Origin of the sequence: Nocardia sp. AB354 (assembly GCF_049538315.1) — a bacterium.
GTDB lineage: Bacteria > Actinomycetota > Actinomycetes > Mycobacteriales > Mycobacteriaceae > Nocardia > Nocardia nova.
Map to the genome: position 1 here is coordinate 86,555 of NZ_JBMVFU010000022.1, position 25,231 is coordinate 111,785.

The 25,231-nt window shown below is 67.8% G+C and carries 31 protein-coding genes; 12 read left to right on the top strand and 19 right to left on the bottom strand.

The features are described from left to right. Positions 1–25: 25 nt before the first annotated feature. From ACPCUW_RS26890 to ACPCUW_RS26925, 8 genes are read left to right on the top strand one after another with little or no spacing between them, the layout of a single operon-like run. Positions 26–295, top strand: a complete 270-nt coding sequence (locus ACPCUW_RS26890; protein ID WP_423427920.1) for a hypothetical protein — start codon at positions 26–28, stop codon at positions 293–295. Continuing rightward, a complete protein-coding gene (locus ACPCUW_RS26895) occupies positions 292–1,632 on the top strand; it encodes an FtsK/SpoIIIE domain-containing protein (RefSeq protein ID WP_423427921.1) in 1,341 nt (446 codons plus the stop codon). Before ACPCUW_RS26890 ends, ACPCUW_RS26895 begins: the two co-directional genes overlap by 4 nt. Continuing rightward, entirely contained in the window at positions 1,629–1,922 is a 294-nt protein-coding gene (locus ACPCUW_RS26900) for a hypothetical protein (protein WP_423427922.1), read from the top strand. Before ACPCUW_RS26895 ends, ACPCUW_RS26900 begins: the two co-directional genes overlap by 4 nt. Continuing rightward, positions 1,919–2,092 carry a hypothetical protein gene (locus ACPCUW_RS26905; protein WP_423427923.1) on the top strand — a complete coding sequence of 58 codons (174 nt, stop codon included), beginning with the start codon at positions 1,919–1,921 and terminating at the stop codon, positions 2,090–2,092. The genes ACPCUW_RS26900 and ACPCUW_RS26905 overlap by 4 nt, the downstream gene beginning before the upstream one ends. Next, positions 2,089–2,247: a hypothetical protein gene (locus ACPCUW_RS26910; protein WP_423427924.1), complete on the top strand. Its 159-nt coding sequence runs from the start codon at positions 2,089–2,091 to the stop codon at positions 2,245–2,247. Before ACPCUW_RS26905 ends, ACPCUW_RS26910 begins: the two co-directional genes overlap by 4 nt. Then, positions 2,244–2,918: a hypothetical protein gene (locus tag ACPCUW_RS26915; RefSeq protein WP_423427925.1), complete on the top strand. Its 675-nt coding sequence runs from the start codon at positions 2,244–2,246 to the stop codon at positions 2,916–2,918. Before ACPCUW_RS26910 ends, ACPCUW_RS26915 begins: the two co-directional genes overlap by 4 nt. A 32-nt stretch (positions 2,919–2,950) precedes the next feature. Next, positions 2,951–3,898 carry a replication initiator gene (locus tag ACPCUW_RS26920; RefSeq protein ID WP_423427926.1) on the top strand — a complete coding sequence of 316 codons (948 nt, stop codon included), beginning with the start codon at positions 2,951–2,953 and terminating at the stop codon, positions 3,896–3,898. Continuing rightward, the gene (locus ACPCUW_RS26925) at positions 3,850–4,854 is read left to right on the top strand and encodes a tyrosine-type recombinase/integrase (RefSeq protein ID WP_423427928.1); all 1,005 of its coding nucleotides are present in this window, start codon (positions 3,850–3,852) and stop codon (positions 4,852–4,854) included. Before ACPCUW_RS26920 ends, ACPCUW_RS26925 begins: the two co-directional genes overlap by 49 nt. Here ACPCUW_RS26925 and ccsB read toward each other — a convergent pair. The 6 genes from ccsB to hemL all read right to left on the bottom strand — a co-directional run bounded on the left by ccsB (position 4,851) and on the right by hemL (position 11,136). Continuing rightward, positions 4,851–5,843 (bottom strand): c-type cytochrome biogenesis protein CcsB, encoded by a 993-nt coding sequence (ccsB, locus tag ACPCUW_RS26930; RefSeq protein ID WP_423427930.1) that lies wholly within the window; start codon positions 5,841–5,843, stop codon positions 4,851–4,853. The two genes, ACPCUW_RS26925 and ccsB, sit on opposite strands and share 4 nt — an antisense overlap. 2 nt (positions 5,844–5,845) lie before the next feature. Beyond that, positions 5,846–7,549 carry a cytochrome c biogenesis protein ResB gene (gene resB / locus ACPCUW_RS26935; RefSeq protein ID WP_423427932.1) on the bottom strand — a complete coding sequence of 568 codons (1,704 nt, stop codon included), beginning with the start codon at positions 7,547–7,549 and terminating at the stop codon, positions 5,846–5,848. 5 nt (positions 7,550–7,554) lie between these two features. Then, a complete protein-coding gene (locus tag ACPCUW_RS26940) occupies positions 7,555–8,391 on the bottom strand; it encodes a cytochrome c biogenesis CcdA family protein (protein ID WP_423427933.1) in 837 nt (278 codons plus the stop codon). Further along, positions 8,388–8,966, bottom strand: coding sequence for a TlpA disulfide reductase family protein (locus ACPCUW_RS26945; protein ID WP_030516208.1), 579 nt, complete (start codon positions 8,964–8,966; stop codon positions 8,388–8,390). The genes ACPCUW_RS26940 and ACPCUW_RS26945 overlap by 4 nt, the downstream gene beginning before the upstream one ends. A 26-nt stretch (positions 8,967–8,992) precedes the next feature. Further along, positions 8,993–9,598, bottom strand: coding sequence for a histidine phosphatase family protein (locus ACPCUW_RS26950; protein ID WP_063018597.1), 606 nt, complete (start codon positions 9,596–9,598; stop codon positions 8,993–8,995). Positions 9,599–9,798: 200 nt separating this feature from the next. Continuing rightward, positions 9,799–11,136, bottom strand: coding sequence for a glutamate-1-semialdehyde 2,1-aminomutase (hemL, locus tag ACPCUW_RS26955; RefSeq protein ID WP_423427935.1), 1,338 nt, complete (start codon positions 11,134–11,136; stop codon positions 9,799–9,801). A 249-nt stretch (positions 11,137–11,385) separates the two neighbouring features. Between hemL and ACPCUW_RS26960 the strand changes: the two genes are divergently transcribed. Next, positions 11,386–11,769 (top strand): hypothetical protein, encoded by a 384-nt coding sequence (locus ACPCUW_RS26960; protein ID WP_030516205.1) that lies wholly within the window; start codon positions 11,386–11,388, stop codon positions 11,767–11,769. 10 nt (positions 11,770–11,779) lie between these two features. Here the strand turns inward: ACPCUW_RS26960 and ACPCUW_RS26965 are convergent, their stop codons facing one another. From ACPCUW_RS26965 to hemB, 5 genes are all read right to left on the bottom strand, one after another. Beyond that, positions 11,780–12,097: a hypothetical protein gene (locus ACPCUW_RS26965; protein ID WP_423427937.1), complete on the bottom strand. Its 318-nt coding sequence runs from the start codon at positions 12,095–12,097 to the stop codon at positions 11,780–11,782. An 81-nt stretch (positions 12,098–12,178) separates the two neighbouring features. Beyond that, a complete protein-coding gene (locus ACPCUW_RS26970) occupies positions 12,179–12,418 on the bottom strand; it encodes a hypothetical protein (RefSeq protein WP_146098768.1) in 240 nt (79 codons plus the stop codon). Continuing rightward, complete coding sequence (locus ACPCUW_RS26975) at positions 12,415–13,041, bottom strand: hypothetical protein (RefSeq protein ID WP_227463167.1); 627 nt, start codon at positions 13,039–13,041, stop codon at positions 12,415–12,417. The genes ACPCUW_RS26970 and ACPCUW_RS26975 overlap by 4 nt, the downstream gene beginning before the upstream one ends. Before the next feature lie 385 nt (positions 13,042–13,426). Continuing rightward, positions 13,427–13,945 carry a hypothetical protein gene (locus tag ACPCUW_RS26980; protein ID WP_423427939.1) on the bottom strand — a complete coding sequence of 173 codons (519 nt, stop codon included), beginning with the start codon at positions 13,943–13,945 and terminating at the stop codon, positions 13,427–13,429. Next, positions 13,942–14,919 (bottom strand): porphobilinogen synthase, encoded by a 978-nt coding sequence (hemB, locus tag ACPCUW_RS26985; RefSeq protein WP_063018577.1) that lies wholly within the window; start codon positions 14,917–14,919, stop codon positions 13,942–13,944. Before hemB ends, ACPCUW_RS26980 begins: the two co-directional genes overlap by 4 nt. 330 nt (positions 14,920–15,249) lie before the next feature. Here hemB and ACPCUW_RS26990 point away from each other — a divergent pair, with 330 nt between their 5' ends. Further along, positions 15,250–15,519 (top strand): hypothetical protein, encoded by a 270-nt coding sequence (locus ACPCUW_RS26990; protein WP_063018575.1) that lies wholly within the window; start codon positions 15,250–15,252, stop codon positions 15,517–15,519. Between the two features lie 71 nt (positions 15,520–15,590). On the opposite strand, the gene ACPCUW_RS26995 is transcribed toward ACPCUW_RS26990, so the two are convergent. The 4 genes from ACPCUW_RS26995 to ACPCUW_RS27010 all read right to left on the bottom strand — a co-directional run bounded on the left by ACPCUW_RS26995 (position 15,591) and on the right by ACPCUW_RS27010 (position 20,477). Continuing rightward, positions 15,591–17,153, bottom strand: a complete 1,563-nt coding sequence (locus ACPCUW_RS26995; protein ID WP_030516198.1) for a uroporphyrinogen-III synthase — start codon at positions 17,151–17,153, stop codon at positions 15,591–15,593. Then, entirely contained in the window at positions 17,150–18,154 is a 1,005-nt protein-coding gene (hemC, locus tag ACPCUW_RS27000; RefSeq protein ID WP_036525108.1) for a hydroxymethylbilane synthase, read from the bottom strand. The genes ACPCUW_RS26995 and hemC overlap by 4 nt, the downstream gene beginning before the upstream one ends. Positions 18,155–18,216: 62 nt before the next feature. Continuing rightward, a complete protein-coding gene (locus ACPCUW_RS27005) occupies positions 18,217–19,605 on the bottom strand; it encodes a glutamyl-tRNA reductase (protein ID WP_423427940.1) in 1,389 nt (462 codons plus the stop codon). Continuing rightward, on the bottom strand, positions 19,602–20,477 hold the full coding sequence (locus ACPCUW_RS27010) for a redox-sensing transcriptional repressor Rex (protein WP_423427942.1): 876 nt from the start codon (positions 20,475–20,477) through the stop codon (positions 19,602–19,604). The genes ACPCUW_RS27005 and ACPCUW_RS27010 overlap by 4 nt, the downstream gene beginning before the upstream one ends. Before the next feature lie 354 nt (positions 20,478–20,831). Between ACPCUW_RS27010 and ACPCUW_RS27015 the strand changes: the two genes are divergently transcribed. Both ACPCUW_RS27015 and ACPCUW_RS27020 read left to right on the top strand, forming a co-directional pair. Then, positions 20,832–21,092: a glutaredoxin family protein gene (locus ACPCUW_RS27015; protein ID WP_030516194.1), complete on the top strand. Its 261-nt coding sequence runs from the start codon at positions 20,832–20,834 to the stop codon at positions 21,090–21,092. Between the two features lie 81 nt (positions 21,093–21,173). Continuing rightward, positions 21,174–22,211, top strand: a complete 1,038-nt coding sequence (locus ACPCUW_RS27020) for an HAD family hydrolase (protein ID WP_369801565.1) — start codon at positions 21,174–21,176, stop codon at positions 22,209–22,211. Positions 22,212–22,285: 74 nt separating this feature from the next. Here ACPCUW_RS27020 and ACPCUW_RS27025 read toward each other — a convergent pair whose 3' ends face one another. The 4 genes from ACPCUW_RS27025 to ACPCUW_RS27040 form a co-directional block, all read right to left on the bottom strand. Next, positions 22,286–23,296: a lysophospholipid acyltransferase family protein gene (locus ACPCUW_RS27025; RefSeq protein WP_063018572.1), complete on the bottom strand. Its 1,011-nt coding sequence runs from the start codon at positions 23,294–23,296 to the stop codon at positions 22,286–22,288. Beyond that, positions 23,293–24,375, bottom strand: coding sequence for an NAD-dependent epimerase/dehydratase family protein (locus tag ACPCUW_RS27030; RefSeq protein ID WP_063018591.1), 1,083 nt, complete (start codon positions 24,373–24,375; stop codon positions 23,293–23,295). Before ACPCUW_RS27030 ends, ACPCUW_RS27025 begins: the two co-directional genes overlap by 4 nt. Positions 24,376–24,566: 191 nt before the next feature. Next, positions 24,567–24,668 (bottom strand): 30S ribosomal protein bS22, encoded by a 102-nt coding sequence (locus ACPCUW_RS27035; RefSeq protein ID WP_003402602.1) that lies wholly within the window; start codon positions 24,666–24,668, stop codon positions 24,567–24,569. 230 nt (positions 24,669–24,898) lie between these two features. Then, entirely contained in the window at positions 24,899–25,126 is a 228-nt protein-coding gene (locus ACPCUW_RS27040; RefSeq protein ID WP_030516190.1) for a helix-turn-helix domain-containing protein, read from the bottom strand. Between the last annotated feature and the right edge of the window lie 105 nt (positions 25,127–25,231).

The following is a 25,231-nucleotide window of genomic DNA, read 5'->3' on the forward strand; positions in this document are numbered from 1 at the left end:
AACTAGTCTGAATGATGCTGCGGCCGTGGGTGCTACGGCTCTGGCTGTCACCGCCGTCGCTCTGGGTGTGGCCGGTGTTTTGGCGTTCGGTCCGCGTCACGACGTGGCCCCGGCCGCTGTCGAGCACACCACCGCCAAACCGGGGTGCGTCATGTTCTGCGACGAACCCACACCCACCGCCCCGGATTCCCACGGCTGCACCATGTTCTGCCACGAACCGGGATTGCCCCCGGCCGATGTGCAGGGCTGCCAGCTGCTGTGCGGGCTCGACGACTCGAAGGAGCCCTGGCAATGACCGTCGTCGACATGGTCCCGATCGCGGCCTCAGCTGTGGGCGCGCTCGTCTTCGCGGCACACATCCTGCCGTGGGGCCGCCGCCCCGCCACCACCACCGCCGAAGGTCTGGAACGCGAATTGGCCGAGGCCCCGGAGATTCTTCGCCCGGCCATCCTGTCGTTCGCTTCACCCGTGCACTCGCAGCTGATGTTTTCGCTGCTCAAGCTCGGTTCGCCTGAGACCGGGTTCCCGCGTGTGGAGTGGTGGGACTACTCCCGCCACGGCCTGACCGTCGACCTGCTGATGCGAGGCGGGCAAACCTTGGCCGACTGGACCAAGGACGACACTCGCTCCCGCATCGCCGATCACGTCGGCGTCGAACAGGTCACCGCGTCCTCTCCCGCTCCGGGCTGGGTACGGCTGGAACTGCGAGTGCACGACACCCTGGCCGAATCGGTCACCACCGACACCCCCGACACCGTGGCTGCCGGTGTGGACCTGGAAGCGGTGCGGGTTGGTGTGCGTGAGGACGGGGCACCGTGGCTGCTGCGAATCCTGTACTCGCACATCCTTCTTGCCGGTGCCACCGGTTCGGGTAAGGGCTCGGTGTTGTGGTCGATCCTGGCCGGCCTCGGCCCCGCGATCAAAGCCAAGCTGGTCGATGTTCGCATGGCCGACCCGAAGGGTGGTGCCGAGTTCGGGCGCGGTGAGAACCGGCTGTTCACCCGGTTTGCCACCACGGCCGACTCCATCCTCGGCATGCTGACCGAAGCCCGCGACGAGATGGACGAACGCCTGGCCCGGATGCGGGCAGCTGGGGTGCGCAAGCTGGTGCCCAGCATCGATGAGCCACTGATCCTGATCATCATCGACGAAGCGGCGTCGCTGTCGTCGTATGCCGACCGCACCGAGCAGGAAGAGTTCCGGAAGCTGACCGGGCTGTTGCTGTCCAAGGGCCGCGCTGCCGGTGTCTCGGTCATCGCCGCGTTGCAGGACCCGTCCAAGGAGACGATGCCCAACCGGCAACTGTTCCCGGTCCGCGTCGGTCTCCGGTTGGACGAACCGACCCAGACGGCGATGGTCCACGGGCAAGGTGCCAGGGACCGGGGCGCGTACTGCGACCGCATCCCCGAGACAACGCCCGGTGTCGGCTACGTCGGCGAAGACGGAACCACCGAATTCGTTCGCGTGCGGGCGTTCTGGATCGACGACGACCAGGCCGACGCTCTGGTGAACCTGTATTCCCCGGCTCCCGTGATCACCGGACCGACCGAGGACTACACCGGGTTCGACCCCGACGACCTGGGCGACGACGACATCCCCGGTGACGGCTACACGGGACCGGTGGCGGCATGAAACGCGGACTCGTCACCGAAAACCACGTGGTCATCTACTGCGATTCCTGCGGCGACCTCTACACCGACGCCCGCGGGGACGCGGTGTGTTTCACCTCGACCCACCAGGCCGCCTACTACCTCGCTGGCGGCCGCAATGGCTGGCTCTACGACGGTGACCGCATCACCTGCGACGGCTGCGCGATCACCGCCGAATGCGACCTGCGCGGCCACCGCTTCCCCTCCACGAACACTCTTCGCCGCTGCGACCGCTGCGGTGCCCCGGACGACGAACAGGAGAACCCGAAATGAACAAGCACAACAGCGAATACGCCGATGTGATCGACCTGCACGCGCGTCGCCGCTGCCAGCTCGAAGCCCGCGGACTCGACCCGATCGGTATCGCGGTCAACATCCTCGCCGAAACCGGCACCGTGTTTGGCCACGGCTACGACCCCGACGGAGGGGACTGGGCGGCATGAGTATCAAACATGTTGCGCCGCATGTGAACCCGATCGTGCAGGCGGCAGCGGACCGGGTGCGGAAGTCCAAGCGGCGCAAGGTCAAGAACCTCCCCGCCAACCGGAAGCCCAACAGACAACCGGGGCTGTTCGACGAATCCGAGGTAAAGCAGTGAGCACCACAACCAAAACCACCACCACTATCCGGACCCGCCGCGACCCTCTAGAGGACATCGTGACCCTGGTCCTAGCCGCGATCGGCTGGGTAGTGATCTCGGTGTTCCTCGCGGCCTGGTGGGCGCTTCTGTTCCCGATGATCTCGCTACCGATCGCCGCGATAGCCGGCCTTTTCTGGTTCTATGGCTGGCTGCCCGCCTTCGGAATGACACTCGCCTCGATCGCTGCGCTGGCGCTGTGGCGGGTGAAGGGTCCGGAATCGTTTTCTCGCTGGATCTCCGGTCGTGCCCGGTCGCGGTTCCTGCGTTGGTGGCGCTACCGGCGGCAGTGGTCGGCCTGCCTGGACGACTGCCATCTATCGGTGCGCGACGACCTGGGTCACGCGGTGCGGACTCCGCGGCTGATCCATGTCGAGATCGGCCAAGCCACCGACGCCGTGCAGGTCGCGATGGTCCGTGGGCAATGCCCCGACGACTGGACCAACCGCACCACCCATCTCGCCCACGCCTTCGGCGCCAGAGAATGCCGCGCCACCGTCACCGGCCCCGGTCGTATGCAGCTGATGTTCCGGCACGGCGATTCCCTCGCCAAACCGGTCACCACCACGTTCCCGCACATCCCTGGCGGACTGGGCGGACCGCCCCTCAAGCGGGGAGACGACGCCGCGTGACGACCGACAACGACTGTGCGGGAGGCCCGACCATGACAGACACGACGACTGCCGCCGATCCGGCCTCCCTCGGGCCGGTCCGGGAAACCGCGGCTGATCGGCGTTCGATGCCGAACCTGTACGACATCGCGCAAGCGGCGGCCGACAAGCATGGGGAGTGCCGCCGACCGATCCCGATGTACTCGTTCGATCCCGACACCGGGGAATCGAAATACGTTGGCGCACCCTGCAAATCAACCGTCGAAAGCGTGTGCCCCTCGTGCGCTGCTCGGGCTCGTGCTTTGCGGATGCAGCAGGCCCACGAAGGCTGGCACATCGAACACGAACCAGTCGACGACAAGCGCGAACCCACCGACCAGCAACGCGAACTGGTCGAGACCCGCGCCCGGTTGATGGACGATTACCAGCGCGCCAAGGCCCAGGACGATCACGACCAGATGGCCGGCATCCGGGAGAGCGTGGCGGATCTGGATGCGGAGTTGCGGGCGACCGGTGTACGCGGGCGTCTTCCTGCGCTGGACCCTGCGCCGAAATCGGAGCGCAAACGGTCGACCCGCCGCCGCCAGGACGTGCCCGACCTGCCCCGCAAGAAGATTGACAAAACCACAATCGGCCGCCAGTACGCGGGCAAGTACCGGCCCTCGACCTTCGCCACAGTCACCTGCGACTCCTACGGGCGGGTCAACCCGGACGGTTCCCCGGTCAACCCGGAAGCCTACGACTACCGGCGCGCTGCCCGTGACATTGTGTTCTGGCCCGCGCTGTTCGACCGGTTCGTCCAGAACTACCGGCGCGCAACCGGCCGCGACATCCAGTACTTCGCCACCGTCGAACCGCAGCGGCGCGGTGCCCCGCACATTCACATGGCAATCCGCGGCACCGACCCCAAGGCGCTGATTCGGCAAATCGTGGCCGCGACCTATCACCGAGTTTGGTCCAGGGCATTCACGTTGCACCGCGCGACTCTCAAAAGACCGTAGAGCAGTGGGCAAACGAGTGGCTGAAGGGGTACGCGAACCACCGCGAAACGACTGTCGAACTGGCGACCTGGCACGTCAAGAAGATCAACGAGGGGTTGGGATCGCTGCAATTGTCGGCGGTGCGGCCGTCCACGGTGAAGAAGTGGATGGTGGCGCTCAAGGATGAGGGCCTGGCCGACAGCTACGTTTACAGCCTGCACTCTCGATTGGCTCAGATCCTCGGTGACGCGATGCACGACGGCCTGTTGGCCCGCAATCCGTGTTCGCGCCGTACGTCGCCGAAGACTGGACAGCAGAAGGTCTATGTAGCGACCTCCGAGCAGGTCTGGGCCCTGCATGATGCGATGCCGGCACATCTTCGCGTGGCGGTACTGCTCGGCGCGTTCGTGGGTCTTCGAATCTCGGAAGCTGCTGGACTGCGGACCGCCGATGTCGATTTCGTGAACGGGGTCGTGCAGCCTCGCCAGCAGTGGCCTGCGCGAGAGTTGAAGACGGAGTCAAGCACAAAGCCGGTGCCGATTCCGGCCGAACTCGTCGCGATGCTCGAAGAGTCGGCCAAGGTCTTTCCTGGTGATCATCTGGTCTGTGATGAATTCGGCAAGCCGGTCTCGCCTTGGGTGATCGGGTGGCATCTGCGGGCAGCGAAGGAGAAAGTTCACGACCTGCCCGAGGCGTTCAGCTTCCAGGACTTCCGGCACTTCTACGCATCTTTGCTCATCCGCCGAGGTGCCGATATCAAGGCCGTCCAGGCTCGCCTACGCCACGGCAGCGCCATCACGACTCTGCGGTACTACGCCCATCTCTGGCCCGATGCCGACGAGACAACGCGTACCGCGGTTGGTGCCGCGATCAAGGATTGGCCCGGTTCCACTGCGTACTCACTGCGTACCGAGACAGAAGAGACGGACTCTACGGATGACCAAGACGGCGGGAATGCGCAGGCAGAAGCCGTTTAGTTGAGTCCCGCGTACGAGTGCAATCCACTCACCACGATGTTGATGATGAACAAGTTGAACAGCATCGCGACGAAGCCGGCGACGTTGATCCAGGCGGCCTTGGTTTCGCGCCAGCCGGAGGTCGCGCGGGCGTGCAGGTACGCCGCGTAGATGACCCAGGCGATGAAGGAGACGGTTTCCTTCGGGTCCCAGCCCCAGAAGCGGCCCCACGCGCTTTCGGCCCAGATGGCGCCGAGGATGATGCCGGTGCCGAAGAGGGGGAAGGCCACGACCGTCGTGCGGTAGGCGAGGCGGTCGAGGGTGCGGGCGTCGGGGAGGCGGCGGGCGAGGGCACCGAGCGGGTTGCTCGACTCCTGGCCTTCCGGCTGGTGCATGCGCAGCAGGAACAGCAGGCTCGCCACACCGGAGAGCATGAAGATGCCGCTGCCGATGCTGACGATGGTGACGTGGATCGGCAGCCAGTACGACTTCAGCGCCGGAACCACGGGCGCGGCGTCGGCGTAGAGCACCTGGCCGGCCAAAAACATCAGGATCAGCACCGGAACCAGCAGGAACACCCACATCGCGCGGTACCGGCGGTCGTGGATGAACACCAGGCCGGTGACCATCGCGGCCGCGGTCGCCATGGTGATGAACTCGTACATGTTGCCGAGCGGGAAGCGGTGGGTCGCGAAGCCGCGCAACACGATCGAGGCCAGGTGCAGGCCGATCGCGACGAAGACGACCGCGAACGCCATATTGCCGAGCTGCTCGGCCAGCGAACGCTTCGGAGCCGGCTCCAGTTTGCCGGGCACGATCGGCCGGTCCGCGCTCACTCCGGAGGAGGCGCCGACGCCGACCAGTTCGCGTTCAAGCTCCTGGGCGCTGGTCACCTTCTTCTTCGCCGAGGCGTACTGCACGATCAGCATCGCCAGCACCAGCAGGTAGACGACGAACGCCGTCTTGAAGGCGAGATTGCTGTAACCGGCGAGTGTTTCGTCGATCGGCATGTTCACTCTCCCGTGCTCTCGGTCCGGGCGACCGGGCGCTGATCCGTGGGGCTGCCGATGTCGGTGCGGTCGGAGCCCAGCAGCCGCGTCAGCAAGCGGTCGAACTCGCCGCCCCAACCCGCTTGGTCGGTGCGGGCCAGCCCACCCATTTCTACTACAGTACGTCGTTCATCGGAACCGCCGTCGTCCGGGCCTTCCGGATAGGCGCGCAACCAGATCCGCCGCCGCTTCACCAGCAGTGAGACGAGCAGCCCGGCCATCATCGTCAACGCGCACACCAGGACCCAGTTCTGCGCGGGGTCGTGGGAAACCTGCAGGTTCGCGTACTGCTGCGCCCCGTCGAAGGTGACCTTGGTGCCGTCGGCCAGTGTCGCCGATTCACCGGGCCGGAGATTGACGCGCTGCTGCTTCGTCAACCGGCCCTGTTTGATCATCTCCGGATCGAGCGAGAACAGCGACTGCGCGCGCCCGGTGTCGAGTCCGGTCTCGCCGCGATAGATGTCGATCGCCACCGCCGGATCGGTCAGTCCGGGATACGAGGAGGTCAGCAGGCTGCCGTGCATCAGTGCAGTGGGCGCGAACAGGCCCTCGATCGCGATCTGGTTCTTGCGCCGCTCATCCTCGCTGCCGTACATGCCGCCCGGCGGGTCGAACCGCATCACGCCGCTGGACAGGAAGGTGGCGCCGTCGTCGGGCCGCCACTGGATGGTCTCGGTGCGCTTCTGCCCGTTCGGATAGGTGACGGTGAACGTCGGCGCGTACCCGTGCCCCTGCAGGTAGACGCGGTCTCCGGCGACGCGCAGCGGATGGTTGACCTGGATGGTGGTGTCACGCCAGGTGTCGGTCGCCAAATCATCGCCGGTCTGATACGAGATGTCGGCGGTGAACATCTCGGCCTGGCCGTTGGGCAGATAGTCGGCCTTGAAGTCCTTGACCCGCACGCAGACCGGGGTCAGCCCGGTGCCGTCGTTGACCCGGCCGGCCTTGAATGAGTCGAAGACCGCGGGTGAGGTGGTGCAGAATCCGGGACCGCCGTCCGCGACGACGATCACGTTGCCCTCGTAGCCGAACAACTTGCCCGCCGCCACCGCGACCAGCAGGCCGACCAGGGCCAGGTGGAAGACCAGATTGCCGAGCTCGCGCAGATAACCCTTCTCCGCCGAGAGGGTCACCTCACCGGGGCGGCCGTTGCGCGCCTCGGATCCGTCCCGCACCACGGTGCGCCAGCCGCGCAGCCCGCGCCGCGCCTGCTCGATCGCCTCGGCAGGGGTGTCGCCGGTGGTGGTCGCGGCGTGGTGCGGCAGCCGGGACAGGTTGCGCGGCACCATGACCGGCGGTGTGCGCAGCGCCTTGTAGTGATCGAAGACGCGCGGCACGATGCAGCCGACCAGCGATACGAACAGCAGGGCGTAGATCGCGGTGAACCAGAAGCTGGAGAACACGTCGAACAGCTGCAGCCGGTCCATCCACGGGCCCAGGGTGCCGCGATCGGCGATGTACTTGTCGACCTTCTGCGGGTTCAGACTGCGCTGCGGCAGCAACGCCCCCGGAATCGCCGCCAGTGCCAGCAGGAACAGCAGCATGAGCGCGGTGCGCATACTGGTCAACCCGCGCCAGGCGTTGCGCAGCAGTGCGAACGCGCGGCGCGGCAGCGACTGACGCGGCGGCTTCGCGGCGGTGGACGGGGGCGTCATCGTGGCAGTCATGGGGCTCAGATCGGCAGGGTTACCTGGGAGACGAAAACATTGCGGATCCATCCGACGAACTGATCCCACATCCCGGTGACCAGTGCGAGGCCGACCACGACGAGCAGGATGCCGCCGATGATCTGGATGGTGCGCGAATTGCGCCGGAGCCAGCCGACTCCGCGCAGCGCGGTGGCCGACCCGAACGCGAGAATCACGAACGGCAGCCCGAGTCCGAGGCAGTACGCCACGATCAGCGCGACACCGCGAGCGGCCGTCGCGCCCTCGGTTCCGGCGGATACCGCCATTACGCCGGAGAGCGTCGGGCCCAGGCACGGCGTCCAGCCGAGCGCGAAGACCGCGCCCAGCAGCGGGGCGCCGACGATTCCGGTGAGCCGGCGCGGATGCATTCTGGTGTCGCGCTGCAACATCGGCACCAGGCCGAGGAACACCAGCCCCATCACGATCGTCACCACACCGCCGATGCGTTGCAGCAGTTCACGATTGACGTTCAGGGTCTGGATGACACCGAAGACCGTCGCCGAGGCCAGCACGAACACCACGGTGAAACCGGCGACGAAGAGCCCGGCCGCACCCGCGACCCGCATCCGGCCGGTGCGCAGCGCGACGGCCGCACTCTTGCCCTGGGCTTCGCCGACGGTGACCGGCGGCGCTTCGGCGCCCACGAGCCCGGCCAGATACGACAGATATCCCGGCACCAGCGGCACCACACACGGCGAGGCGAACGAGACCAATCCGGCGAGCAGGCAGGCGCCCAGCGCCAGCAGCAGCGGCCCGGTCGCCGCGGTCTGCTGGAACGATTCGCCGACGGAAGCCAATGCCGGCGAGGCGACGGCTGTCACTGCCGGCCCTCCTGCGCGACCTGGTTCACCACCGGCAGCAGATCCTCGGCCAGCAGTGACCGCAGGAAGACCGCGGCGACGCGATGCTGCCGATCGAGCACCAGCGTCGTGGGGATGACGCTGGTCGGGAATTTGCCGCCGAGCGCCAGCAGGCTGCGCATCTCGGGGTCGTAGATGGACGGGTAGCCGACGTGATTGTCGGTCACGAAGTCGCGCGCCTTGTCCTGTTGCGGGTCACGCACGTTGATCCCCAGGAAGGCGACGCCCTTGTCCTTGGACTGTTCGTAGACCTGTTCCAGCGCGGGCGCTTCGGCGCGGCACGGCCCGCACCACTGTCCCCAGAGGTTCAGTACGACGACCTGATTCGGGAAGTCGTCGACCGAGACGGTCTTGCCGGTCATCAGATTCGGCCCCGAGAGGTGGCCGATCGTGCCGCGGGCGGCCGGTGGGTCGTACCGGATATCGGTTTTGCCGCCGGGTGAGACGAAATCGAAGGTGCCGCCCTGGGCGACCGCGTCGTTACCCGACGAACAGCCGGCCAGCGCGGCGACGACCGCCACGCAGGCCAGCAGCATCGGCAGCAGACGCCGGACCGCCCCGCTCACGCCCCGGTCACCCTGGGATCCGAGCCGCCGGACGGCTCGGAGTAGACGATGTCGATCAACGTATCGCCTTGGTACACAAGCGAAGTCAGCGAGGCCAGCGAGCACTGCCGCTGCCGCGGATCGTGCCACAGCCGCTTCCCCTCCAGGAAGCGCCGCAACGTCCACACCGGCAGCTGATGCGACACCACCACGGCCTCGTGCCCGGTCGCCTCCACCCGCGCCTTGTTCACGGCGGCGAGCATGCGATGCGCGATCTGCAGATACGGCTCACCCCACGACGGGGTGAACGGATCGCGCAACTTCCACCAGTGCCGCGGCTTGCGCAGCGCGCCGTCCCCGACCGACACCCGCAGCCCCTCGAAGGTGTTGCCGGCCTCGATGAGGTTGTCGTCGGTGCGCACGATCAGCCCGTGCTGTCCGGCGATCGGCGCGGCGGTCTCCTGGGCGCGCTGCAGCGGCGAGGCGACGACCAGGGCGACGTCGTGATCGGCCAGGGTGCGCGCGACCGTCGCCGCCTGCGAACGACCCGTCACCGAGAGGCTGAAACCGGGCAGGCGGCCGTACAGGATGCCCTTGGGGTTGTGCACCTCGCCGTGGCGCATCACGTGCACGATGGTCTCGGTATCCGAGGCGACGTCGCCGGGTAGCGAGGGAATCTTGCCGGCATCGGCTCCCGAGTCCGCGCCGGGCCCCTGCGAGGGTTCGGCTTCCCCGTTCGCCGCGGCGTCCCCGGGCGACGCCGGTTCTTCGTGCGAGGGGGATTCTGTTGCGGCAGTGACGGATTCGAGCTGATCTGAGTCGCTCACGCGCGGGATCCTTCGGGTGTGGCGGCCGCGGCTGCCGCGGCGGCGGCGGGCAGTGCGGCAGCGATACGGTCGAATGCGTCCTCGTCGAGGGCAGCCGAGACGAACCAGGCCTCGAACGGGCTCGGCGGCGCGTAGACGCCACGTTCCAGCAGCGCGTGGAAGAAGGCCGGGAAGCGCCAGGTGGCGGTGGCCTTGGCGGTGGCGTAGTCGGTAACCGGACCCTCGGCGAAGAACACGCTCACCATATTGCCCGCGAATTGCACGGTGTGCGGGACCCCCGCGGTGGTCAGAGCCTCGGTGATCAGGGATCCGAGGCGTTCGGCGTTGCGGTCGAGGGCGGCGTAGACGTCCGCGTCGGCGGCACGCAGCGTGGCCAGCCCGGCGGCCACCGCCACCGGATTCCCCGAGAGCGTGCCGGCCTGGTAGACCGGCCCGATCGGCGCGAGGTAATCCATGACCTCGGCGCGGCCGCCGAAGGCCGCGGCGGGTAGTCCGCCGCTCATCACCTTGCCGAAGGTGTACAGGTCGCCCGCCACCGGATCGCGCCCGTACCAGCCCGCGGCGCTCACGCGGAAGCCCGTCATGACCTCGTCCATGATCAGCAGGGCGCCGTGTTCGCTGGTCAGCTCGCGCAAGCCGGCGTTGAATCCGGGCAGCGGCGGGACCGCGCCCATATTACCGGCGGCGGCCTCGGTGATCACGGCGGCGATCTGGCCCGGATATTCGGCGAAGGCCGTGGCGACGGCTTCGAGGTCGTTGTAGGGCAGCACGAGGGTGTCGGAGGCCTGCGCTCCGGTCACGCCCGGCGAGGTCGGCAGACCCAGGGTCGCGACGCCCGAGCCGGCATCGGCCAGCAGTGCGTCGACATGGCCGTGATAGCAGCCGGCGAACTTGACGATCTTGCTGCGCCCGGTGAATCCGCGTGCCAGCCGCACCGCGCTCATGGTGGCCTCGGTACCGGAGTTCACCAGCCGCACCCGCTGCACCGGATCGACGCGAGCGGCGATCGCCTCGGCCAGTTCGATCTCGGCCTCGGTCGGCGCGCCGAAGGACAGCCCGCCGGTGGCGGCGCGCTGCACCGCGTCCACGACGGCCGGATGGGCGTGCCCGAGGATCATCGGCCCCCAGGAACACACGAGGTCCACATAGTCGTTGCCGTCGGCGTCGGTGAGCGTGTATCCGCGCGCCGAAGCGATGAATCGCGGGGTGCCACCCACCGAATTGAAGGCCCGCACAGGCGAGTTCACACCGCCGGGAATGATCGCGGCGGCGCGTTCGAAGAGTCGGGCGGAGACCGGCACGTTTACCTGGGTCGCGCGCGGAGAAGAACTCACGACCACCAGTGTCGCAGCCCCCGCCGAAGCGGTCGACGACAGGGTGTAGTGGGGTGAGCCACCCCACAAGCCGAGGCGCCACATTGTACCCCCACCGACCCGACCAGCAGTTTGCCGAGAGTTTCCTCACACGCGCCGGTCAGCGGCGTTACCGCAACACGCGGCGTAAATTTCCTGCCATAAGGGTTGTCGCTGAGTTGCCCATGCGTAACCTCGTACCCACCATCACGCTCACGGCCGGGAGGGTTCATGCGGAAAGCAGTATTCGGGGTAGCCCTGTTGACAACCCTCGTCGGCTCGGTCGCGGCGGCGACTCAGGCGGCCGCCGTGACGCCGGTGGTCCAGCCCGACCAGCAGCGCGCCGGAGTCATCCTCACCCACGACGAGACCGCCGCACTGGGCGACGGGCCGATTCCCGCACTGGTCACCATGGTCGTTCCGATGAACCGGATCGGGGCGGGCCTCAAACCGGACACCCAGCTCTATCACGACGAGAACGGCAATGTGCACGCCTCACTGCGGCAGGTGATCGAGGAGGCGGCGAGCCATCCGGACGGGAGCGTCGTGGTGATGGCGAACGTCCCCGGATCGCACGGCACGCGCCTGCTCGACGTTTTCCAGCAGTGGCACTGACCGACGCGGTTCAGGAGACCGGAACGCCCAGGCACAGCAGGGCATAGCCGGTGGACAGCAGGCAATTCAGTGGCGTGGGAAGCAGATCCAGCAGCGAGACCTGATCGGCGCGCAGCGGAGAGACCGCGCCGATGGCCTGCGGATCGGCGGAACTCGCGCCGGTAACGCTCGGCCCGGACGTCTGCGAGGCGGTCGCCGAAGCGTCTGCGGCCGAGGGGCTTTCGGGGGCCGCGGTGGCCACGGCGACCGGCGCCATACCGATCGCCGCGGCTGCGAGAATTGTGAACGAGGTCTTCCGCACTGCTCGGGTGCGCGTCATGGTGCTCATTTTCCGGCAATACCCACAACACTCGATCCGCTATCGGGCGACGCGCCGCGAATTCGGGTGCGGCTGTGGCGAACAGGCGTGTCAGCGCGGGCGAACCGCGCACCGCACCACCAGATCGATGGCCGCGAGGCCCGCGGCCGTGACCAGTACGGTGGCCAGCGCGAGCCACGGACCGGCGTAGTGGGTGGATTCGAAGGCGGGCTGATCCCCCGCCGCCGCGAACCAGGTCCGATGGACACCGAGCCGCCAGCTGGGCACGGCGGCCACCGCGCAGACCACGACCAGCACCAGATCGAGCAGGATCCACAGCCGGCGCATCACGCCACGTCCTCCTTGCCCTCGACAACCTCGTCGTCCCCGGAACAGCTCACCGCGCCCGCCGGAGCTTCGGCGCCATCGGACTCGTTCGGGGCGGCGGTCTCGATCTTCGCCGACCGGGGCGCCGCTGGTTCCTCGGTCACGGGCGCCGAACCCTCGGCGAGCCGGTCGAGCGCGGCGCTCAACTGCGCGCGCAACTGCCGATGATCGCGCGCCCAGGCCTGCACCATGGCGCCGTCGCGCAATTTCAGGCCGATGCCGCGGCGGCGGCGCGGCACTCCGGTCAGCTCACCCAGTGCGCGGGCCGACTCCCAGGGCTCGTCATCCCACGATTCCTCGTCGAGTTCGGGAAAGACTCGCGCGATCGAACTCAGCGGCAGCGTTTCGGTGCCCGCGCGCAGCACGGAGTCGGTGAGTTCGACGCTGACGTGACGTTTTCCGGCCACGACCTGCAGAGTCACGAATCCGGCGAGCAGAATCGCGCAGAAGGCGAGGCCGAACCAGTGCACCGGGCCGCGCCGCAGCGCGAGTTCCAGGATCAGCACGAACAGACAGAGCAGCGGGCCGTAGGCGACCGTTCGCCAGCGGGCACCGGGCTCACTGAACAGCACGGAATCCGGCCGCACCGCGGCGGTGGGTTGGGCGTCGCTCACGCAGGACCTCCGAATACGACGCGCGTGCCGGCGCGAGCGGGTGGCGGCGAAGTCAGCCGACCTTCCCCGGGAGCAGCAGGCCGGCGAGGGTGAGCAGCGCCAAGAGCAGCAGCAAACCCATCACCAGAACATCGCGTCGAATGCTTTGTCGCTGCTGAATCACCACGCGCATCGATGTCTCCGATCCACCGAAGCCATCCGTGCTGCGCTCTCATCGCGGTAGCCGATCGATGCGACCACCGACCGAAAAACCACATCCGAAGAACAACGCACAATCAACGACTTTCAGTTCCCGAGCTCTCTGTGACAACCCTCACCATACATCCCGGTCGGCACGCGACAAATTCGGCCTCGCGTCTCAGTGGCCGTTCGCTCGGAAAAACGCCTCGGATTCCTTTCTGCGGCAGAGGAATACGGCTCCGCAGGCCAGAACCGCCTGTAATATCGCCGCGGCCCCAATCAGCACCGCCGGGCCGCCGGCGACCGCGCCGAGGCCGAACATCGACCCGATGGCGCCGAGCACCAGCACCACGGTCGCCACATCGGCAACCGTGCGCGCCCACAGTCGGCCGCGGCCGAGTTGGTACACCACGGCCACCGCGCCGATCCCGGCGGCGAGGCCGTAGGTGAGGACCAGCACCTCGAGAATCGAGACCACCAGCTCCATCTGCGCCACGCTGAAGTCGGGCCGCTCGCCGTGCAGCTGGTCGTAGAAGTCCTGGGCGACCTGGCGGCGATTGCCGAGGCGGTCGACCGCGCCGAGGATCAACCGCAACACCCCGAGCGCGACCACGGCCCACCACAGCTGGCAGGCGGTGCGCACATCCTCGGGTCTGGTTCGAATGCCGGGCTCGGCCGGGAGGGTCGCCGGATTCACGACAGCCAGTGCGCGGCCTCGGTGGCCCAGTAGGTGAGCACGATGTCCGCGCCCGCCCGGCGGATGCCGAGAAGCGATTCGAGGATGGCGCCGCGGCGGTCGATCCAGCCGCGTTCGGCGGCGGCGGTGATCATCGCGTACTCGCCCGAGATCTGATAGGCGGCGACCGGAACCGGCGAATGATCGGCGACATCGCGCAGGATGTCGAGATACGACATGGCCGGCTTGACCATCACGATGTCGGCGCCCTCGGCCAGGTCCAGTTCCAGCTCACGCAGCGATTCCCGCCGATTCGCCGAATCCTGCTGATATGTCCGGCGATCGCCCTGCAGCGACGAGCCGACGGCTTCCCGGAACGGGCCGTAGAACGCCGAGGCGTATTTGGCCGCGTAGGCGAGGATCCCGGTATCGATATGACCGGCCGCATCCAGTCCGGCGCGGATCGCACCGACCTGGCCGTCCATCATGCCGCTGGTGCCCAGCAGTTCGGCGCCGGCCTCGGCCTGGGCCAGCGCCATCTCCACGTAGCGTTCCAGGGTCTCGTCGTTGTCGACGGAGCCGTCGCCGGCCAGGACACCGCAGTGCCCGTGATCGGTGAATTCGTCCAGACAGGTATCGGCCATCACGACGGTGTCACCGCCGACCTCCTCGGCCAGCGCGCGCAGGCCGCGATTGAGGATGCCGTCCGGGGCACTGGCCTGGCTACCCACCGCATCCTTGTCCTCCGGACGCGGCACGCCGAACAGCATCAGCCCACCGACGCCCGCCCCGACCGCCTCGGCCGCGGCCTTGCGCAGCGAATCCATCGAATGCTGGTACACACCGGGCATCGAACTGATTTCGCGCGGTTCGGCCAGTCCGTCGGCGACGAACATCGGTAGTACCAATTGCCTTGCTTCCAAGGTGGTTTCGGCGACGAGGCGACGCATCGCGGGGGTACGACGCAACCGCCGCGGGCGGTCCATTCCGGTCATAACCGCACGATACGCCGCGCGGGAGCCCGGCTCCCAGGCACCTCCCGACCGGTTGGCGTGGGTCACACCCGGCAAATCACGGGCGACGCACCGGCGACGCGGGCGCGGCGCCGAAACCCGTTGCGGCGAGCGGTTTTTGTCGGTGCCCTCCGGTAGAATCGAAGATGTGTTCGAGGGGATTCGTCAACAGTCGAACCGGCCTCGGTAGCGCGCTACTGCCCACGGCGCGCAACCGATCGATCGGCGGTGGGACGGACTGCCCATATCCGTCCCGCCTTCGATTCGGCCCATCGACGACCCGATGAATCTCCATCCGAGGGGAGGATTCTCATGCCCACCGCACCGACGATCATCGATCCCTACGCGCCGCTGGTGAAACAGGCCCTACCGGCCGGCCGGCCGCGCTCCTGGTACGTCATGCACAACCGCAGGTTGAAGGCCATGCGGCTGGCCATCGCCCTGCTCGACTCCGGCGTCTACCGCGCCAACCTCGCCGACAACCAGACCATTCGGCACACCGCCGAGGTCGTCGGCATCCGGCCACCGTCGAACAAGACCTGCAGCCTCGTCCGCGACCTGATGCGCGTACGCCGGGTGTGAGTGCCTCTTCCTCAGTACCGCTCAGCGGCCCCGGTTATCGAGCCGCTCAGCGGCTGCGGTCATCGAGCCGCTCAGCGGCTGCGGCGGCTCTTCTTGCGCGGCGGGGGCAGCAGGCCCTCGGCGCGCAGGTGGGCGGCGTGTTCGGCCAGGGCGTCGACCAGCGGGCCGACCTGGGCGATCTCGGGTTGCACATCCACGCGCAGGCCGAATTCGATTGCGGTCTCGGCGGTTTTGGGGCCGATGCAGGCAACGATGGTGCGCGCGTGCGGCTTTCCGGCGATACCGACCAGATTCCGGACCGTGGACGAGGAGGTGAACAGCACGGCGTCGAAACCGCCGGTCTTGATCATCTCCCGGGTTTCGGCCGGCGGCGGCGAGGCCCGCACGGTGCGGTACGCGGTGACATCGTCGATCTCCCAGCCGCGGTCGCGCAGGCCCTCGGCCAGAGTTTCGGTGGCGATATCGGCGCGCGGCAGCAGCACGCGGTTGACCGGGTCGAAAACATCGTCGTAGGGCGGGAAGTCGGCCAGCAGACCTTCCGAGGACTGCTCACCGCTGGGCACCAGTTCGGGATTGATACCGAACGAGCGCACCTTGTCGGCGGTCGCCTCACCGACGCAGGCGATCTTTACACCGGAGAAAGCCCGTGCGTCCAAACCGAATTCGCCGAACTTCTCCCACACCGCGCGCACGGCGTTGGTCGAGGTGAACACGACCCACTGGTAGCGCCCGTCGACCAGGCCCTTGACCGCGCGCTCCATCTGCGCGGGGCTGCGCGGCGGCTCGACGGCGATGGTCGGCACCTCCATCGGGATGGCGCCGTGCATGACGAGCTTCTCGCTCATCTCGCCGGCCTGCTCCTTGGTGCGCGGCACCAGCACGGTCCAGCCGTACAGCGCCCGCGACTCCCACCAGGACATCTTGGCGCGCTTCTCAACCTCCTTGCCGACCGTGACCACCAGCGGTCCGACCAGTTCGGAAGCGGCGGAGTTCAGGGTGGCCAGCGTCGCCTCGATGGTGCGCTGCTGCCGGGTGGTGCCGCGCACGGTCACGGCCACCGGGGTCTGCGGGGCGAGACCGTGCTCGACCAGCGCGCTCGCCGTTTCGGCCAGGTGGCCGGAGGTGGCGTGCAGCACCAGCGGGCCGGGAGCGGCCGCGACCGAGGCCCAATCCACCTCACCGCGCACGTCGACCTCGGTGTGCGAGGAGCCCAGGGCGATACCGGCGTAGGCCGGAACCGTGGTCGCCGAGGGCAGCCCGGGCAGCACCTCGAAGTTCATATGCGACCGGGTGACGGCGTTGACCTCGGAGATCACCGAATCGGTGGTCATCGGATCGCCGGAGACCAGCCGCACCACATCGTGTCCGGCGCGGGCCTCGTGGACCAGCGTCTTCGCGACCTCGGCCGGCTCGCCCAGCGCGGGGCGCACATCGACGGCGGATTCCCCGTCGGGACCCGGCTCGACGGCGGTGCCGATCATGGCCAGCACGCCCTTGTCGACATCGGGGTCGGTGAACGCCAGCCGGGCTCGTCCCAGCACCTCGCGGGCGCGGACCGTGAGCAGTGCCGGGTCACCAGGACCCGACCCGACGAACAAAATCCGACCGGGATGTTTCTTGGTGGCTCGGCTCATGGCTTGTTCTCCATCGGGCTGGGATTGGTGAAGTCGGACGCGCCGGCGGATACCTCGCCGGCCAGCAGGTCGCGCGCCCCCAGCTCCAGGAGCTCACGCGCCAGATCGCGGCCCAGCTGCTCTGCGTTCGCGAGCGAGCCGACCGCCGAGGCCCGGATGACATCCGAACCGTCGATCGCCGCCGCGCCGCCGCGCAGCGACAGTTCCTCCACCACGCGGCCCTCGTCGTCGAGCGATTCGACGACTTCGGCGAGCGCACCGACCGGCGCCGTGCAACCGGCTTCCAGTTCGGCGAGCAGCGCGCGTTCGGCGACAACCGTGGCGCGACTGCCCGGATCGTCGAGGGTGGACAGGATGCTGACGAGATCGCTTTCCTCGCTGCGGCATTCGACCGCGAGCGCGCCCTGGGCCGGTGCCGGCAACATCTGCACGGGCTCCAGGGCCTCGGTGACCGAACCGAGCCGGTCCACGCGGGACAGCCCGGCCCGCGCGACGACCACGGCGTCGAGTTCCCCCTCGGCGACCTTGCGAAGTCTGGTGTCGATATTGCCGCGCAGCGGCACGATCTCGAGGCCGAGGCCGAGGGCGCGCAACTGGGCGGCACGCCGCGGTGCGGACGTGCCGACCCGGGATCCGGCGGGCAGTTCGCCCAGTACCAGACCGTCGCGGGCCACCAGGGCGTCACGCGGATCCTCGCGCGGCGGTATCGCGGCGATGGTGAAGCGCGGGTCGGGCGCGGTGGGCAGATCCTTGTAGGAGTGCACCGCGATATCGACGGTCCCGGCGGCCAGTTCCTCGCGCAGCGCGGCGGTGAACACCCCGACACCGATCTTCTCGACCGGATCGGAGGATTTGTCGCCGGCCGTCTTCACGATCACCAATTCGGCGTGCTGCCCGGCGGCGATCAGCGCGTCGCGCACGGTGCCTGCCTGGGTCAGTGCCAGCACGCTGCCGCGGGTGCCGATCCGCCACGGGGTATCCGTGGTGCCACGTCGCGTCATGTTGTGCTCCTGCGTGTCGACCCCGGTGGCCGCGCCCCCGAATGCGGTGGCCGTATCAGCGCTCACTGCGGATGCCCCTGTTCGTCTCCGAGATGGCTCGTGGTGAAGTCGTCGGCCAGTTCGCCGCCGAGAGTGGCGATTTCCATCGGCGCCGCAACCGCTTGTGCCGCACCGGGTTTCAATTCGAACAGCTCACGCAGCGCCTCGGCGTAGCTGCCGCCGCCGGGCGCCGAGGCCAGCTGCTTGACCCGGACCGTGGGCGCGTGCAGCAGTTTGTCGACCACCCGGCGCACCGTGCGGGCCACCTCTTCGCGCTGCGGATCGCCGAGATCGGGCAGTTTGGATTCCAGCCGCATCAGCTCCGCCTCGACCACCTCGGCCGCGCGCTGGCGCAGGGCCGCGACGGTCGGGGTCACCTCGGCCATCCGCTGGCCGGACAGATATTTGGCGAGTTCCTCGGCGACCAGGGCGCGCGCGGCGCTGGTGTCGTCGGCCGCCGCACCCGCCGCGGGATCACGCTGCAGCGTCTCCATGTCGATGACGGTGACATCCGGCAGTCCTGCCACCGCGGGATCCACATCGCGCGGCAGGCCCAGATCGCAGATCACCATCTGATGTCCGGCGCGGGAGACGTTGAGCGCCCGGTGGGCGTCGGCCAGGCTCACCACCGAACCGACCGCGCCGGTGCTGGTGATCACGATGTCGGCATCGGCCATGGCGTTCACCAGATTCGACAGCTCCATCGCGGTCGCCGGTGCGCCGTGCATGGTGGTCGCGGTGTGGGCCAGCCGCTGGGCCCGCTCGAGAGTGCGGTTGACCACGACGATTCGGCCGATTCCGGCCCGTGCCAGATGGGCCACCGACAGCCCGCCCATCGCGCCCGCGCCGACCACGACCGCGGTGCGGCCGGCCAGGTCGCCGAGCACGTTCGCGGCGCGCTCCAGGGCGACCGACACAACCGAGGCGCCCGCGCGGTCGATCCCGGTCTCCGAATGCACCCGCTTGCCGACGCGCAGGGCGTGCTGGGCCAATTCGTGCAGGGTGCGCCCGGCGGCCTGCTGGGCGTCGGCGGCGGCGTACGCCGAGCGGATCTGGCTGAGCACCTGCTGCTCGCCGACGACCATCGAATCCAGGCCGCTGGCGACCGCGAACAGATGTTCCGCCGCCGCCTCGCTGTAGCGCACGTAGGCGTGCCTGGTCAGTTCGGGCAGTGGCAGATCGGAATGCTTGGCCAGCAGATCGCCGACCTCGGCCAGGCCGCCGTGGAAGGCGTCGACCACGGCGTAGATCTCGACGCGGTTGCAGGTGGAGACGATCATCGCCTCGGAGATGTGCTGGGAGGCCAGCATGCGATCGGTGAGCTTGGGCCGGTCCTCCTCGGTGACCGCGACCTTCTCCAGCACCGCCACGGGAGCGCTGCGATGCGAAATTCCGACGAGAAGCACACTCATGGTGCGACCACCGATCCCTTGCTGGTTGGCTCCGTTGCCGAATGCGAGGTTGTCTTGCGGGGTGTGGGCTGGTGGGCCGCGCGTCCAGCCATCCGGCGCCCGATCGGGGTGGAGACCGCGTGCACGGTCTCCCCCGCGGCGACGCGCTCGGTGGCCGCCGGCTCGGTCGCCTCGAGTTCCGCGCTGCGAGCGCGCTCGAACGACAGCATCTGCAGTTCGACGGCGAGGTCGACGCGGCGGACCTCCACGGTGGCCGGAACCGCCAGGTTCACCGGCGAGAAGCTGAGAATGCACTGCACCCCGGCGGCGACGAGTTCGTCGCAGACGGCTTGGGCCGCGGCATCGGGAACGGTGACCACCGCGATCGTGGGCGCGAGTTCGGCGACCGTGGTCCGTAGCCGGGCGGTGTCGAGCACCCGCAGCCCGGCGACCGAGGCGCCGATCACCGCGGGATCGTTGTCGAAGATGCCGACCATGGTGAATCCGCGCCGCGAGAATCCGCCGTAACCGGCCAATGCCCGGCCCAGATTCCCGGCGCCGACCAGGATCACGCGATGGCCGTCCGCCAGGCCGAGAACGTCTTCGATGCGGTTGCGCAGCTTGGCCACGTCGTAGCCGACGCCGCGAACACCGTTGGGGCCGAGGAAGGATAGATCCTTGCGAAGCTTGGCCGAACCGACACCCGCCGCGACAGCCAGTTCTTCACTCGATACGATGAGCACACCCTCGTCGGCCAGGACGGCGAGCACTCGGAGGTAGGTGGCCAGACGGGTCACCGTCGCCTGCGGGATGTCCTTGTTGATGGATTTGCCGGAAACGCTGTTCAGAGCTCTGCCGGAGACGCCACCTGGCGTCTCATGCTGCTCTGTCACGTCGTTCGGCTCCTCGTCCGGCCGGGGGGTAGTGTCCGGGTTTTCGCTTGGTCCACCGCCGACACCGGGCACAGGCATCGGTCTCGGATCGGTATTGGTACACGGGGTGCGGTTGCGTCCGCCGCCAGAAGCAGGCGGGTCGCGTGTCACCACCGTAACCGCTTGTGAAGCCCTGCACAAAGTCGGTGAATTCAGTCACTCTCCACTCGTCGGCTCCACGAATGCCTGCTCACATTCAACCGCCGTGTAGCACCGGCTTCGGCGCAGGCACGCCGGACCCTCGATTTCCCCGCGCGAATGCGGCGATTCGCGGCTAATCGCAGGTCTGTCGGCACGGTGGCATTTAATGGCGATATGAGTACTGCCACGCATTCGGTGACTTTGCTGACCCGCGAGGGCTGCGGTATGTGCACGGTCGCACTGACGCAACTGCGCGCCATCTGCGCCGACTTCGGGCTGGAACCGGCGACCGTCGATGTGGACGCGGCGGCGGCCACCGACCCGTCGCTGCGGGCCGAGTTCGGCGACCGGCTGCCGGTGGTGCTGCTCGACGGCCGCGAACACAGTTACTTCGACGTGGACGAATCCCGGTTGCGGGCCGATTTGAGTCGCTGAGCACACATCGCCGAGCAGCCGTCGGGACAACGCTGTGCTCGGCTAATGTTGGAGTGTTCGCGCGAACAGGCGGAGGTACTGGTGCCGGAACGATCGAAAGATGCGAGGACGGGCTTCATCGCGGGAAGGTTCGGCGAATTCCCGGCGCGCTGGGGGCAGGGTCTGTCGGACCAGCTCACGCGGATCGCGCGCAGCCCGTTCGGGCCCAGCGAGGAGGAGGTACGCGCCAACCTCGCCGGTGAGGCCAGCGCCGATGCCGCCCTCGCGCTGCACGACGCGGAATTGGCCGAAACCTATGGCGCCGAAGCCGATTCGGAATTACCGCCCCATGCGCGCCCGCCGCGCGACCTGACCGCTGCGGCATTTTTCGACGTGGACAACACGATGGTGCAGGGCGCCTCGATCGTGCACTTCGCGCGCGGCCTCGCGGCGCGGAAATATTTCAAGACTTCCGACCTCGTCGATATGGCCTGGAAGCAGGTGAAATTCCGGGTCACCGGTAAGGAAAGCCAGGGCGATATGGCCAGCGGCAAGGAAAAGGCGCTGTCATTCATCGCCGGCCGCTCGACTGCCGAACTCGCGGCCCTGGGCGAGGAAATCTACGACGAAATCATCGCCGACAAGATCTGGCCCGGCACCCGCGCGCTAGCGCAAATGCATCTGGACGCCGGTCAGCAGGTGTGGCTGGTGACCGCCACGCCGGTGGAACTCGCGCAGGTCATCGCGAAGCGCCTGGGATTGACCGGCGCGCTGGGCACGGTCGCCGAAAGTGTGGACGGCGTCTTCACCGGACGGCTGGTCGGCGATATTCTGCACGGCCTGGGCAAGGCACATGCGGTGCGCACCCTGGCCATTCGCGAGGGGCTCAATCTCAAACGCTGCACGGCCTATTCCGACAGCCACAACGACGTGCCGATGCTCTCGCTGGCCGGTACCGCGGTGGCGATCAACCCGGATTCGGACCTGCGTGAGGTCGCCAAGAATCGCGGCTGGGAGATCCGCGATTTCCGCACCGGACGCAAGGCCGCCAAGATCGGCGTTCCCACCGCATTGGCGCTGGGTGCGGCCGGTGGGGCGGCGGCGGCCGTCCTCACCCGCAGGCGCGAACAGCACGGCTGAGATTTTCCGGAAGGAAACGATCGAGCCTCCTCGCCGCAGCGAGGAGGCTCGATTTCTCCGGCTCTGTTCCGGCGTCAGCCGGTAAAGGGGTTACGCCGCTTGGTGAGCAGTTTGTACAGCGTCTGCTGGATGGTCTCGCGGACCTGATCGGTGACCTCGAACATCGTCATCGGATCGTCGGCGGCCTCGGCCGCATAGTCCTCGGTCGCGATGGGCTTGCCGAATTCGATGGTCCACTTCGACGGCAACGGGATCGCGCCCAGCGGTCCCAGATGCGGAAATGTCGGAGTCACCGGGAAATACGGCAATCCGAGCAGGCGTGCCAACGGCTTGATGTCGGCGAGTTTCGGATAGATCTCCTCGGACCCGACGATCGAGCACGGAATGATCGGCACACCGGTTTTCACCGCCGCCGAGACGAATCCGCCGCGCCCGAAGCGCTGCAGCTTGTAGCGCTCCGAATACGGCTTGCCGATGCCCTTGAAGCCCTCGGGGAACACCCCCGCGACCTCGCCCGACCGCAGCAGCCGCTCGGCGTCGGCGGGGCAGGCCAGGGTGTGGCCCGCCTTGCGGGCCAGCCCGCCGACCACCGGCGTCTCGAACACCAGATCAGCGGCCAGCAAGCGCAGCGACCGATGGGCGGGATGCCGGTCGTGCACGGCCAGCTGCAGCATCAGCGCGTCCAGTGCCACCACGCCGGCGTGATTGGAAACCACCAGCGCACCACCGGTGGACGGAATGTTGTCGATGCCGTTGACATCCACCCGGAACCACAGATCCGACAGTGGCCGCAGGGTCGGCAGGATGACCGATTCGAGCAGATGCTCGTCCCGCCCGAATTCGTCGACCTGGTAGTCCCCGGTGAGGCGGCGGCGGGCGAAATCGGCGGTATTGCGAATACCGTCGGCCACCGCACTCCGCACCAGATCACCCAGCGAGCGCGGCGGTGCCGATTCGGCCAGCCGCTCGGTCAGCGAGGTCACCGGCTGCAGGGCCGACTCTCCGGGCCAGCGCCGCGACGCCGGGCGCTGCCGGGCCTCGAAATCCGTCTCGTGCAGGTGAATGACTTTGGCCACGTCGTTCATCGATGTGCTCCCGTCCCGGCCCCGACGAGGCCGAGGAGTCTGTTTTCTGCAGCGTCGATCCAGCGCGGATCGATGACGGGCCGCAACGCTGCGCCCCCGATGAAGTCGTCGAACGCCTGCACCGTCGTCCAACGCGGTGCGAAGCCGAGTTCGGTACGCATTCTCGTGGTGTCCAATCCACAGCCGAAGTGGAAGTAATCGATCTGCTCGGTGGTGAACTCACGCATCACCGGGCCCATGAACGACCGGCCGACCGTCTGGAAAACACTCATCGGCACCGGTAGTTCGACGCGACCGGCGCGGCGGATGGCTTGCGACAATGCCAGCGCCCCGTCACCGGCGACATTGAAGGTGCCGCCGGGTGCGGAATGCGCGGCATGCGCCAGCACCGCGATCGCGTCCTCTTCGTGCAACAGCTGCATACGGGGGTCGCGGCCGAAGATCGTCGGCGTGATCGGGGAGCGGAAATACTGCACGCCCCGGCCCGCCAGACGCGGCCCCACTATCGGTGCGAATCGCAGGATCGTCGCGGCGATATCCGGACGCCGGCGCGCCATTCCGCGGACGAATCCCTCGACCTCGATCATGTCGCGCGCGAACCAGCCCTTCGGCGGCGTGCGCGCACTCATTTCCTCGGTGAATTTCGCCGGATCCTTCGGACCGCAACCGTAGACCGCCGAGGAGGAGCGGACCACGACACGGCGCACACTCGGCGCCTTCTGGCAGACCGCCATCAGCTGCATGGCGCCGAAGACGTTGTAGTCCTTCATCGCCGCCCGGCCGCCACCGGCGGGCGGGCGGGACAGTACGGCCGGATGCACGACGGTGTCGACCTTATTTCCGTCGATCACCTTGCGAATCAACGGGTTTCGAATATCGGCGCGCACGAACTCGGCGCGTCCCATCCGGCGCAGCAGATCGCGACTGGGCATGCGGGCATCGACCGCGATGACTCGTTCGATCGCGGGATCGGCCGCCAGCCGAGTGACGACATTGCCGCCGAAGAAGCGGCTCGCGCCGGTGACGAGGACAACTTTGGGCGGCTGGTCGTTGCGGCCAGCCGTACGCCCGTCCCGCATATCCGAACCCACGCCGAATCCCACCTGTGCACCCCTGCTTGGCTAGTTCCGTTAACCAGAGTAGCGGCTGTTACGGAGGTGGCCGAGAGTATTAACCAGGATCTAACGATGACTTCAGTCACCGGAAACAAATGCCGAAGCCCGCCACCCAAGTCGGCGGCGGGCTTTCAGCTAATTTCCAGCGTGTAAGTTTACTTGCCGAGTTTGCGACGCTGCACGCGCGTACGGCGAAGCAGCTTGCGGTGCTTCTTCTTCGACATCCGCTTACGGCGCTTCTTGATCACAGAACCCATAGGGTTGTTCCTCGCGTTCTCTCTCTACCCTCGGCACGCACGCCGGTTACGTACGCCCATCTTCCGGTTCGCTCGGCGGCCGCCTGGCAACCAGTGTTCAGCTCCCGACCTGACCCAGATCGGCAGCGGGTAACACAACGGTGGTTCATCGTACCGGGCCAACCCACGGCGAACGAAACGGGCACCGCTGTGCCCGGTCGCCGACACCGCCGACCGGCGTTCGCACGCTGCTATCCGGCGTCGAAGTACGACGTCTGCAGGTAGTCGTGCACCGCCTTGGCATGTACCCGGAACGATCGACCGACTCTGACAGCGGGTAGTTCTCCCGAGTGAACCAGCCGATACACCGTCATCTTGGAAACCCGCATCAGATTCGCCACCTCGGCAACGGTGAGGAACTGTGTTCCTCCACCGCCGATGACAGGACCGGAACTCGCAGAGCTGTTTCCAGACATCATTGCACCACTGACCTCCGGCACGTCCGCGCCGCCGGCTTCCCCACCGGCGGAACAGACACGCACGTGCTCCCCCGAGCTTAGCGTTACCAGTGGGATTGCTGCGAC